The organism is Flavobacterium soyae (assembly GCF_021245985.1).
GTDB classification, from domain to species: domain Bacteria; phylum Bacteroidota; class Bacteroidia; order Flavobacteriales; family Flavobacteriaceae; genus Flavobacterium; species Flavobacterium soyae.
Genome location: NZ_JAJQXA010000013.1, coordinates 139,686 through 151,677 on the forward strand (window position 1 = coordinate 139,686; position 11,992 = coordinate 151,677).

An 11,992-nucleotide genomic window follows, 5' to 3' on the forward strand; every position below is an offset into this window, starting at 1 on the left:
ACCATTATAACAATATAATTTTCTACCAATGAAATGTTCCTACAGAACAAGGAAACATGTAAAATAACAAAGAGATTATGTCGACTTTTTATACAGCCTCATCTTTTATAATAGGGTGCATATTAAAATGAAATATAAAAATACATTCAATTTGTTGTAAACGATTTTGGTTATTGTGAAAATTTTATTGGGAATGTCGTTTGGGTTTACTTTTTAAACTTGTCCTCTTCTTGGTGGTTCAGGTTTCCATGGAGGAACAATAACATTTTTCTGAAAATTTATGTGCGTTTTTTTTGAGTGTAGTTTTACTTCAACGATATATTCTTGTGGTCCTGAATCAATAGTGTCAATTTTCATTTCAAAGTCACCATTTAAAGCTTTTTCTTTAGAGGATAACTCAATGTAATTCTTTCCAAGATCATTTTTCTTAATAATGTAACTTGCGATTTTTTCTTTTCCGCCAACAGAAATTAGGATTTGATTTTTGCCTCTAATAATTGTAATTTGATTTGCAATGCTAAAATGTTCACTAAGCGGATCAGATGATAGAATATCATTACCATCGATTACTATTTTAGTAAGAGTCCAATTGCCTTCTAAATTAATTTGTTTCGAATTCCAAATGATGAAAAAAACACCTAAAACTAGAAAAAAGCCAATTGCTAATATTTTGGTTATCTTCCACTTGCGTTTAGTAACTGGATGATCGATATGTGTAGATTTGTGAATAGCTTTCTTAAGAGGCATTATTTTAAATAAGGTTAAATAATTTCTTATGCTAAAATATAGCATTTAACTAAAATTGATTTTAAAAAAACGAGATTTCTTTTCTAAAAATATTTCCCCGCCCAACACCCCAACAAATAAATTCTGATTTTGTATATTTGCCCAACCAAACATTACAATTACTTATGAGCCAAAAAGTATTACTTAATTCAAAAGAAGTTACTATCATACTCCATCGTTTGGCTTGTCAGTTAATCGAAAAACATCTTGATTTCTCTGATACAATTTTAATCGGGATTCAGCCGAGAGGTGTTTATTTGGCTGAGCGTTTAAAGCAAATTTTAGAGAACGAATACAAAACTCCTGAAATTTCTTTAGGTTATCTTGATATTACTTTTTTTAGAGATGATTTCCGCAGAACCGATAAACCGCTTGAAGCCAATAAAACTCAGATAAATTTTATAGTCGAAGACAAAAAAGTCATTTTTATTGATGATGTTTTGTTTACCGGACGAAGCATTCGTTCTGCCTTAACTGCAATTCAATCCTTTGGAAGACCTTCAGAAATCGAATTGTTAGTGTTAATCGACAGACGTTTCAGCCGTAATTTACCAATTCAGCCTGATTACAGAGGCCGTCAGGTGGATGCAATTAATGGCGAAAAAGTAAAAGTGAGCTGGAAAGAAAATGATGGTGAAGATGTGGTTCACCTAGTGACAAATTAGTTTAATCGGTTAACCGGTTAATTGTTTAATCGGAAGGAACGATTAAACGATTGAAAAAATTAAAAAAGTTGAACCGTTAAATCGGTTAACTGTTAATCGTAAAGAAAGCGATTAAACGATTAAACAAATAAACAGTTAAACATTAAACATGAAAGAATTAAGCGTAAATCATTTATTAGGAATTAAATATATCAACGAGAATGATATTAACCTGATTTTTGAAACGGCAGATCATTTTAAAGAAGTCATTAACCGGCCAATTAAAAAAGTTCCTTCATTACGAGATATTACCATTGCCAATATTTTCTTCGAAAACAGTACCAGAACCAAACTTTCCTTTGAATTAGCGCAGAAACGTTTATCTGCAGATGTTATCAGTTTTTCTGCAGCGCAGTCATCGGTTAAAAAAGGAGAAACCCTGATTGATACTGTAAATAATATCCTTTCGATGAAAGTTGATATGGTTGTAATGCGCCACTCTAATCCCGGAGCGGCTTATTTTTTATCTAAAAATGTCAAAGCCAGTATCGTAAACGCCGGAGACGGAGCGCACGAACATCCAACCCAAGCTTTATTAGACAGTTATTCTATCAGAGAAAAACTGGGAGATGTTGCCGGAAAAAAAGTAGTTATTGTAGGTGATATTCTGCATTCGAGAGTTGCCTTATCTAATATATATGCTTTGCAGATGCAAGGCGCAGAAGTAAAAGTCTGCGGGCCAAAAACACTGATTCCAAGATATATTGAATCACTTGGTGTTACGGTTGAACCCAATTTACGCAAAGCTTTAGAATGGTGTGATGTTGCGAACATGCTTCGTGTGCAAAACGAACGTATGGATGTTAACTTCTTTCCATCAACACGAGAATATGCACAGCAATACGGAGTTGACAAACCGCTTTTAGATTCTCTTGGAAAAGAAATCGTAATCATGCACCCGGGACCAATTAACAGAGGAGTAGAAATTACATCTGAAGTTGCTGATTCTGATCATTCTGTAATCTTAAATCAGGTAGAGAATGGTGTAGCGATTAGAATGGCGGTTATTTATCTTTTAGCTTCTAAAATACAGTAGTTTAAAGTTTCATGTTTAAAGTTTCAAGTTTTGGAACGTGAATATCTGGATGTCACCCTGAGCGAAGTCGAAGGGATTTTACGTGACGAGGGCTTCGACTTCGCTCAGCCTGACAAACCTGAAACCTAAAACTTGAAACAACAAACAAAAAACTTCGTACCTTAGCGCTCTGAAAAATCAATTTTTATATTAGCCCCACAAATTATAAAATGAAAGTAGATCAAAAAGGACATACCGTTACCATAAAAGATACGCAAGGCGATTTTAATGGCTTTGTAGAAAAAGTAACGCAGCAGTTTAAAACCTTTGAAAAACAAAATATTATAATCGATTTGTCATCAGATTCTGAATTGACAGAAAATGATTTAAAAGCTTTTTTACCGCTGGTTAAGCTTCATAAAAAAGCAAAAAAATCGTTTGTAATTGTAGCTTGTGATCTTGATTTTAATGCTATTTCAGATAAATTAGTTGTTGTTCCTTCTCTTTTAGAAGCACACGATATTATCGAAATGGAAGAAATTGAAAGAGACTTAGGATTTTAATTTTAGATTTCTGATTTTAGATTTTAGATTTTTTTATGCTAAATCTAAAATGTTTTATCTATCTAGAATCTAAAATCAACAATCTAAAATCTAAAATGAAACTAACTATACTTGGCTGTTATGCCGCAACTCCCAGAACACTTACTAATCCGACTTCGCAGGTTTTAGAAATTAAAAATCGTTTGTTTTTAATTGATTGTGGAGAAGGGACTCAGGTTCAGCTTCGAAAGAATAAGATTAAATTTTCAAAAATTAATCACATCTTTATTTCGCATCTTCATGGGGATCATCTTTATGGATTAATTGGAACAATTTCGACTTTTTCTCTTTTGGGAAGAACGACTGATTTACATATTTATGGACCAAAAGGAATTAAAGAACTCATTCTTCTGCAATTAAAGCTGACAGAATCCTGGACAACTTATAGTCTGCTTTTCCATGAATTAGAGTCGAAGGAAAGTGAAGTTATTTTTGAAGATAATCGTGTTGTTGTAAAAACGATTCCGCTAAAGCATCGGGTTTATACAAATGGTTATTTATTTCAGGAAAAACCTGGAGAACGAAAGTTAAATGTCGAAGCAGCTCAGCATTATAATATTCATACGGCTTATTATCAAAAGATAAAAAACGGAGGAAATGTTACGCTGGATGACGGAACTGTAATTGAGAACGAAAAATTATCTTTTGACCCAATTCCGGCAATGAGTTATGCTTTTTGTTCGGATACGGTTTATAATGAAGATGTTATTCCGATTATTGAAAATGTAGATGTTTTATACCACGAATCTACTTTTTTAGAATCAGAAGCTCCTTTGGCATTAAAAACACTGCATTCAACAGCAAAAGAAGCTGCAAGGATCGCTTTAAAAGCAAATGTGAAGCATTTAGTTTTAGGTCATTATTCAACACGTTACGACGGAATTGAGCGTTTTAAAGAAGAAGCCGAAGAAATTTTCCCGAATGTTCTTTTGGGAGATGATGGGTTAAGTTTTGAATTTTAATCTAAGGTTCTAAGGGGCTGAGGGACTAAGATGCTAAGTTTAGGAATGTAAACAACGGATGTCACCCTGAGCGGAGTCGAAGGGTTTTTGCAGCAAGAGAGGCTTAGACTTCGCTCAGCCAGACAAACTTGAAACTTGAAACAAAAAAAATCTAAAATCTAAAATCTGCAATCTAATATCTAAAATCAACAATCATGAGTGATTTAAGCAATTATAGAAAATCTTACGAAAAGAGTGAATTATTAGAAACTAATATTCCCGAAGATCCCATTAACCTTTTTAACCGCTGGTTTCATGAAGTGGAGGATTTTGGCGGAAGCGGAGAAGTAAACGCCATGACGGTTTCGACAATTGGTTTGGATGGATTTCCAAAATCACGTGTCGTTTTATTGAAGAAATTTTCTGAAGAAGGATTTATATTTTATACCAATTATGATTCTGAAAAAGGAAAAGCAATTACAGCGAACCCAAACGTTTGTTTGTCATTTTTTTGGCAGGAAATGGAACGTCAGGTTATTATAAAAGGAATTGCCCAAAAAACTTCTGAAATTATTTCTGATAATTATTTTGATTCCCGTCCTGACGGAAGTAAGCTGGGAGCGATTGTTTCTCATCAGAGTGAGGTTATTCCGTCGAGGGCTTTTTTAGAAGAGAACTTAAAGAAACTTGAAGCTGAGTTTGAAGGAAAACCAATTCCAAGACCTGAGAATTGGGGCGGATTCATTGTAACGCCGCTGCAAGTTGAATTTTGGCAGGGAAGACCTAACAGATTGCATGATAGAATTCGCTATACAAGCCAGTCTGATTTTTCATGGAAGATCGATCGTTTATCGTCTTGATTGTAAGAATTTTATATATTTTTAAGAAATTTTAATGTATTTTGTCGATTATTTTTGTAGTTTACCGACAAATTGAATACGTTTGGACAATAAAACAGAGAAAATTGTCACATAATAATTTTAAAGAATTTGCCCCAACATTTACTTTAAAGCTTTAAACTACTACTGATTATGAAAAAGATTATGTGCGCCATGGTGTTCATTGTGATGTCTATCACAATGAACTCATGCTCTGCCGATAGCGCCGAAGGGAATGAAAGTAAAAGTAGTACTTCAACAGAAAAGATAATTACAGACTACAGCTACAACGCGTCTGAATTAGAAACAATGCAGTTAATAAACGATTACAGAGTAAGTATTGGTTTAAATGCATTGGAAAAAATCAATTACATTTCTTATAAATGCGAAGAGCATAACAAATACATGATCGACAATAATGTTGTTAATCATAATGATTTTGTGTCTCGTTCAAACAATATTATAAGCGTTCTTGGTGCCAAAAAAGTTGGCGAGAATGTTGCTTACAACTACAAAACATCGGCCGCAGCAGTTAAATCATGGCTGGAAAGCCCGGATCATAAAGAAAATATCGAAGGAGATTATACTCATTTTGGTATTTCGGTTACTACAGATGCTGCCGGGAAAAAATATTACACCAATATATTTGTTAAAATTTAAAAGAGAACATTTGAACTGGTTGGTTAGTTTTCGCTGCATTCTTGAGTTGCAGCGTTGTTTTTTTAAAAAAGCTGTCTATGAATAATAGACAGCTTTTTAATTATTGATGGCTTGGTTTTGAAATTTATAATCCTGTAATAATAAACTCGCTTCGTCTGTTCATTTGGTGCTCTTCTTCAGAACATTTTACATCATCAGAACATAAATTTACAAGCTGTGTTTCTCCATAACCTCTTCCGGTTAAACGATTTATAGCAACTCCATTGTTTATGAGCCATGCTATGGTTGATTTTGCTCTTCGGTCTGATAATGCTTCATTATATTGATGTGAAGCCCTGCTGTCTGTATGGGAACGAATGTCTAATTTCATTGTTGGATTTTGTTTTAAGACATCGAGAATTTTTTCTAAATCTAAAGCAGCTTCTGTTCGAATGTTAGATTTGTCTAGATCAAAATAAATCATTTTAATACCAAAACATTTTCCTAAATCGTCTCCTATAGTAACTTTACAGATAGATTTTTCAAGAGCAATAGGAAGATTGGTTTTTCCGGTTTCTTTTGGTATTGTTATGCTGACTTCTTTAGTTGCGTATTCCGGTTTCTCTGCCCGTACATAATAAGTTTTTCCGCACTCGACATCAAAACCGTACAGTCCGGCTGCATCTGCAACAGTTGAATTTTTTATTCGCTGCATGCCATCATATAAGGTAACTTTAGTTCCGGGAAGAATAATTCCGGTTACAGCATCTGTAATTACACCGCTTAATTCCTGAATACATTTTAAACGTTTGGTTTCTAGAAATTTGTAAATATCATCAGAACCGAGTCCGCCGTCTTTATTAGAAGAAAAATATCCTCTTCTTGAAACTGGATCAATGATATAAGCAAAATCATCTTTAGGCGAATTAATATCGGCACCTAAGTTTTGAATATCACTTATAGTTCCGTTATTTTCAATTTGGCCCACAAAAACGTCCAGACCTCCAAGTCCGGGATACCCGTCTGAGGCAAAATAAATTTCGTTTTCACTTGTTACATACGGGAACGTCTCTTTTCCTTCAGTATTTATTCCTTTTCCTAAATTTTCAGGTGTTCCAAAGCTGCCGCTGCCGTTAATGTTAACTTTGTAAATATCAGACTGACCAATTGAACCCGGCATATCTGAAGAAAAGTATAATGTTTTTTCGTCAGGACTTAATGCTGGGTGAGCTGTATTGTAGTTATCACTCGTAAAAGGGAGTGCGGCTACGTTTGCCCATTTTCCATTTTCGAGACTGGCCTTATAAATTTTTACTAAAGTAACGTTATTAGCATCTTTTCCTTTTTTGCCATTAATATAATTGTTTCTTGTAAAGTAAACAGTATTTCCATCTTTAGTAAAAACAACTGAAGATTCATGAAATCTTGTATTTACGGTAGATCTGATTTTATTTACTTTAGAAGTTGAACCGCTTTGAGGATCCAGATCGGAATCGTAAATGTTAGTAAAATATTCGCCTGTCCATTTGTGTTTTCGCTGGCTGAAGTTTCCCGTGTCTCTTGCAGATGCAAAGTATATTTTATTATTATAAATAAAACTTCCGTAATCAGAATATTTAGAATTAATTCCTGCATCTTCAATAGTATAACGCCCGGAATTTGCTTTAATCTTGTCAAGATAATTCATGTTTTCTCTATAAAGCTTTCCTCTCGAGTCATTTTTGAATTTTGCATTGAACTCGTCAAGAATTCTACTTGCTTTAGCTGTTTTTCCGGTTGCTTTTAGGGACTGAGCATATCTGTAATAATATTCGGCTTCGGGAGATGTGTTTATGCTGAATAATTCTTCATACCATTTGACAGCTCCTTCAAAATTAGAGTTAAAGTAATAAGAATCGCCTAGTTTTCTGAACAGATCTTCAGACTTGTATCCTTTTGCAGCTACTCGTTCATAGGTTTTAATGACATCAACATAAGCATAACTGTCGTATTTTTTGGCACCAGCGTTTAATTTTGACTGCTGCGAATAGCTGGAAAAAACATTTAGAATTATTAAAATAAGAAGTGTAAAATTTTTCATAACTATTATTTTTAAAAGAAACGTGGAGTTACCATTTTGCTGGTGTTTTTGAAGAATTCGTAACGCAGATATATTTCATGCGATCCTGAATTATAATTATTTAGTTTTGTGGTTTCCCGGTCGTAACCGTATCCTAAATAGAGCCCGTCGGTGATTTGAAATCCAACAATTCCGCTTACAGATGCACTCCATCTATAAGAAAGCCCTGCAACAAATTTTTCAAAAAACATAAAGTTGGCAGAAACATCGACCTGCAGCGGTGCACCCTCGACCATTTTAATCAACGTGGCAGGTTTGAATTTTATGTATTGCAATTTGTCAAGATCAAATACATAACCGCCCATTAAATAATAATTGATTTTACTTTTATATATGGCAAAGTCATTATCATCAAATTTTTTGGTTTCGATGAAATTTGGAACTGATAAACCGATATAGGCTTTATCTGAATGCCAATATACACCTGCACCAACATTTGGTGAAAATTTATTATCTAAATCCTGAAACTGCGGATCTCCCTGATCTTCCGGATTTAGCTTACTAATGTCTAAGTTGAATAAATTGGCACTTCCTTTAATACCAAATGAAAGCTTGAAATCTGGAGATGTTTGAAGAGTATAAGATATGTCTGCAGAAACAGTTGTTTCATTTGTTGGTCCAATTTTATCATTTACTAATGATAAACCCACTCCTAAATTGCTATTGTTTATAGGCGAGTTTGCTGAAAAACTGGCAGTTTCCGGGGCTCCATCCAAACCTACCCATTGGGTCCTGTAGAGACCAAAGATGCTCAAAACACCTCTGGACCCTGCATAAGCAGGATTTACATTTATAGCATTGTACATATACTGAGTATATTGTGAGTCTTGTTGTGCATAACCAGAAATAGTTACAAACATAATGACGAAGAAAAATAATTTTGTTCTCATAGTAGATGTGTATTATTGATTATTACTCATTGATTTCTTAATTATTTTTCAATCAAAAAAGTCAATATTTTCGCTTTATTCAAAATTAAGAAATTTTTTACTATTTTTTTTGTAATACGCTATATAAGAATATGTTATATAGCGTATTTCTTGCTTTTTTATTTTGATAGATATAGATATCCGTCTTTCTCATTATTTTGAATTTCATTATTTCCATTTAATGATTTATAATTAAGAATGTAGAAATAAGTACCTGATGGCAATCCATCAGATTTCTTAACAGTGGTTCTGCCTCTGGATGTTCCATCAAACGCATTGGTTGTATTATTATAATTTGAAGTTTCAAATACTAATATTCCCCAACGATTATAGATTTCTACAGTATTTCCAGGGTAACAGGTCAAATCATCAATGCTGTCAATTACGAATACATCATTTATTCCGTCGCCATTTGGAGAGAAAGCATTGTGTACTAAAATGTTTCCACATGCTAAAACTTGGCAGTCATTATTAATTTCCATGTTTAACAGTATGCTTCTTGGACAATTCTCATCGACAATTTTATATTCGAATGTATAATTACCAAGTACGAGACCAAATGGATTCAAATCATTTCCCTGCAATGCATTAGTATTGTTTGTGTCAATCCAGGTTCCGGTTATTGGTGTGCCTTCCGGAAGTAAACTTGACAAGTTTACTAAGCTTGAGTCGTCATTGCACGCCTCACTGGTTATGTTAACAATTTCACTTGGAACAACTGTTATGGTCACAACTGCAGTATCACAGTTTTCTGCGATTAGTTTATCACAAATGCGGTAAGTGTAGGTATAAGTTCCGGCTGGTGTTAAACTTGAAACCGTTACGTTTCCTTGATTATCGATCGTGATGTTTGGATCTGTAGTTGCATTGTTTTCATTTTCTGCAAGCAATGTAAAATCTACCAGTTCAAGCGTTGCCGGAATTTGTCCTTTAAAATCATTACTCAGCACATTTCCAACTAAACCGAAGGTGTTACAGCCAATGTTTGTATATACATCGTCATTAGCAACAACTGGTGCTTCAATAGTAATAGTTACCGTTGCTGTATCGCAGTTTGAAGTTTGATCTGCTTCACAAATTTGATATACTAATGTAAGTGTGCCAACCGGAGCATTTGGTAAAACATCTACAGAACCATCTGTATTTAGTTGTAAAAACTCGTTTGGTGTTACTGTAGTAATAATTACGTCAGAAACAGTTACGGCATTGCCTTCAAGAGTATCATTTACGAGTACATTTAGAACATTTGTGGTAGTGTGATTAACTCCTGCAATAGGACCGGCATTATCATCATTGGCAGCAATATCTTGGTACTCTTTACAGTTTATACCAAAGTCGGCATCCAAATGAACTAAATCTTGCGGAGTAACAGTTACGATATAGCTGCTTGGGCTGGTTATTGAACATACAGTATGTAATTGGGTTTTACCAGTTTTAGCAGCTAAATTTGGAAGCACTTTTACAAGCCCTGTTACGCCCAAAGCTGTAGCCATAGCATCCAGATTTGCATCTTTAACTAATTTAATAGTATAATCTCCATACGGATTTTCACTATTTGGTCTGTCTCTCCAGAATCCCATAATTCCAATGATTACTTCTTTGTGATAACCGTTTGGCCCGTCAACTATAATATTTGGACTTAATGCATTTCCAAATCCTCCGGCGTTTAATTCACCTACATTTAATGGACCCTGATAGCTTCCGTCTCCATTTAAATCAATCCATTCCCATAAGCTGTAGTCGACCGCACCACCTGCATCAGGTATATTTTTAGTAACAACACCATCATTGTTAGCATCGTACCATTCGTCCTGGATTCCGTTGCTGTTTGCATCATACCAAACGTAATCACCTAAAACCGGCAGAGTTGAAGTTCCATAATTAAAAGTATGTTCCTGGAAAATACAATCTTCAAGAGTTGTAAAGAACAAACTTGAATCTACAGGATATAATTGATAAACACTATTTAAATTAGCATCCTGCACCTGAACTAAATAACTTCCTGCAGGCATTCCTGTAAAGCTGTATCCACCATCTGGTCCGGTTAAATGTAATAAAATAGGTCCTGTTGTAGTCCCTTGCGGAATCAATGTTACCATTACATTTGGAATTCCTGAATGGCTGTCAGCATTCATAACATAACCGGATATTTTTATGGTATAATCAGGCTGGGTAATAACAACTGTTGCAGTTGCAGTACAAGTTTGATTTTCGCCATTTACGGCAGATGTTGCTGTAAGAGTATAAGTTCCGGCAGGTAAATTGGTATTGCCAACAACTTCATTTTTATCATTTGTAATTACAACTGTTGACCCCGGACTATTGGTTACTAAAATTGAACCATCACTTTTTCCAAAACAGGTTACATTTGTAGCTATGCCTGTTACAGAAACTTTGTTTTCAACAGTAAAGGTTTGAACAAGTTCTGTTTTATTTCCAGAACAATCTGTTAGTGTATAAGTTCTGGTTAAGATGTAGGCATTTCCTTCACAGCCGCTTGCTCCGTTATTAGAATCACTAATTGTAATAGTTACGGTATTGCTGCAATTATCAGCAGCATCTATAATATCTTGCGGACTTGCTGCTGGAATATTTGCAATACTTTGTAAATCTGCAGCGTCTGCCGGAGCAGTTCCTGTTGGCGGAGTTGTATCTCTAACTGTAATAATTTGAGTATGAGAAATTGGATTTCCACTACAATCACTAGTAGACCATATACGTGTTAAAGTATAATCTGTACCACATTCATTCAGAATATTGCTTTTAGTTTCAGAGAATACGATTGGTAAATTTCCGCTGCAATTATCAGAAGCTTCAATGTTTGCAGGTTCTGGAACTGCATCGCAAGAAACTGTAATATCAGTTGGAAGATTTCCAGTAAAAGCTGGCGGAGTTGTATCTTCAATAGTTATTACTTGGATAAAACTATCGGTAACATTTCCGCAGTCATCTTTTGCAATCCAGCTATTTGTATATGTTCCGGCATTTAAACATCCTTCAGAAGCTGTAAACTGTCCGCTTGTTTTAGTATAACTTACTGTTCCATCGCAGTTATCTGTCGCAATTGGCACCTGAGTTTGAGCATTATTCAATCCTTCTGTATCAGTACATTGTAATGTTATATTTAGAGACCCTGCCTGAGTAGACCATACAGGAGCCGCTGTGTCTTCAATGGTGATAACCTGAGTAAAAGTATCAGAAGTATTGCCGCAGTTGTCTTTTACGGTCCAGGTGTTGGTATAGGTTCCGGCGTTTGAGCATCCCTCAGAGGCGGTGAACTGTCCGCTTACTTTTTCGATATTAGAAACATCAGCATCACATAAATCAGCAGCAGCAGGGAATAAAGCCTGTGCAGCAGCCAGAGCTTCGGCATTGCTGC

General features: G+C 34.8%; 10 protein-coding genes. 6 read left to right on the plus strand and 4 right to left on the minus strand.

Annotated features, from left to right (window positions below):
- Positions 1 to 213: 213 nt before the first annotated feature.
- Positions 214 to 792, minus strand: coding sequence for a hypothetical protein (locus LUU93_RS16690; protein ID WP_232682306.1), 579 nt, complete (start codon positions 790 to 792; stop codon positions 214 to 216).
- A 119-nt stretch (positions 793 to 911) separates the two neighbouring features.
- Here LUU93_RS16690 and pyrR point away from each other — a divergent pair, with 119 nt between their 5' ends.
- From pyrR to LUU93_RS16720, 6 genes are all read left to right on the plus strand, one after another.
- Positions 912 to 1,451 carry a bifunctional pyr operon transcriptional regulator/uracil phosphoribosyltransferase PyrR gene (pyrR, locus tag LUU93_RS16695; protein WP_232682307.1) on the plus strand — a complete coding sequence of 180 codons (540 nt, stop codon included), beginning with the start codon at positions 912 to 914 and terminating at the stop codon, positions 1,449 to 1,451.
- A gap of 148 nt (positions 1,452 to 1,599) precedes the next feature.
- A complete protein-coding gene (locus LUU93_RS16700; RefSeq protein WP_029273654.1) occupies positions 1,600 to 2,526 on the plus strand; it encodes an aspartate carbamoyltransferase catalytic subunit in 927 nt (308 codons plus the stop codon).
- A 209-nt stretch (positions 2,527 to 2,735) separates the two neighbouring features.
- Complete coding sequence (locus LUU93_RS16705; RefSeq protein ID WP_232682308.1) at positions 2,736 to 3,068, plus strand: ribonuclease Z; 333 nt, start codon at positions 2,736 to 2,738, stop codon at positions 3,066 to 3,068.
- A gap of 95 nt (positions 3,069 to 3,163) precedes the next feature.
- Complete coding sequence (locus tag LUU93_RS16710; protein WP_232682309.1) at positions 3,164 to 4,069, plus strand: ribonuclease Z; 906 nt, start codon at positions 3,164 to 3,166, stop codon at positions 4,067 to 4,069.
- Between the two features lie 194 nt (positions 4,070 to 4,263).
- Complete coding sequence (gene pdxH, locus LUU93_RS16715) at positions 4,264 to 4,908, plus strand: pyridoxamine 5'-phosphate oxidase (RefSeq protein WP_232682310.1); 645 nt, start codon at positions 4,264 to 4,266, stop codon at positions 4,906 to 4,908.
- Positions 4,909 to 5,079: 171 nt separating this feature from the next.
- Entirely contained in the window at positions 5,080 to 5,586 is a 507-nt protein-coding gene (locus LUU93_RS16720) for a CAP domain-containing protein (RefSeq protein ID WP_232682311.1), read from the plus strand.
- Between the two features lie 124 nt (positions 5,587 to 5,710).
- Here the strand turns inward: LUU93_RS16720 and LUU93_RS16725 are convergent, their stop codons facing one another.
- From LUU93_RS16725 to LUU93_RS16735, 3 genes are all read right to left on the minus strand, one after another.
- Entirely contained in the window at positions 5,711 to 7,645 is a 1,935-nt protein-coding gene (locus LUU93_RS16725) for an OmpA family protein (protein WP_232682312.1), read from the minus strand.
- An 11-nt stretch (positions 7,646 to 7,656) separates the two neighbouring features.
- Positions 7,657 to 8,574, minus strand: coding sequence for a PorP/SprF family type IX secretion system membrane protein (locus tag LUU93_RS16730; RefSeq protein WP_232682313.1), 918 nt, complete (start codon positions 8,572 to 8,574; stop codon positions 7,657 to 7,659).
- 158 nt (positions 8,575 to 8,732) lie between these two features.
- Positions 8,733 to 11,992 (minus strand): T9SS type B sorting domain-containing protein (locus tag LUU93_RS16735; protein ID WP_232682314.1); only part of this gene is annotated, 3,260 nt, incomplete at its 5' end.

Excerpts from the sequence above, each read along its gene's own strand:
- pdxH (WP_232682310.1), top strand. The coding sequence starts at position 4,264 with ATGAGTGATTTAAGCAATTATAGAAAATCTTACGAAAAGAGTGAATTA.
- LUU93_RS16730 (WP_232682313.1), bottom strand. The coding sequence starts at position 8,574 with ATGAGAACAAAATTATTTTTCTTCGTCATTATGTTTGTAACTATTTCT.
- LUU93_RS16710 (WP_232682309.1), top strand. The coding sequence starts at position 3,164 with ATGAAACTAACTATACTTGGCTGTTATGCCGCAACTCCCAGAACACTT.
- LUU93_RS16720 (WP_232682311.1), top strand. The coding sequence starts at position 5,080 with ATGAAAAAGATTATGTGCGCCATGGTGTTCATTGTGATGTCTATCACA.
- pyrR (WP_232682307.1), top strand. The coding sequence starts at position 912 with ATGAGCCAAAAAGTATTACTTAATTCAAAAGAAGTTACTATCATACTC.
- LUU93_RS16705 (WP_232682308.1), top strand. The coding sequence starts at position 2,736 with ATGAAAGTAGATCAAAAAGGACATACCGTTACCATAAAAGATACGCAA.
- LUU93_RS16725 (WP_232682312.1), bottom strand. The coding sequence starts at position 7,645 with ATGAAAAATTTTACACTTCTTATTTTAATAATTCTAAATGTTTTTTCC.
- LUU93_RS16690 (WP_232682306.1), bottom strand. The coding sequence starts at position 792 with ATGCTATATTTTAGCATAAGAAATTATTTAACCTTATTTAAAATAATG.
- LUU93_RS16700 (WP_029273654.1), top strand. The coding sequence starts at position 1,600 with ATGAAAGAATTAAGCGTAAATCATTTATTAGGAATTAAATATATCAAC.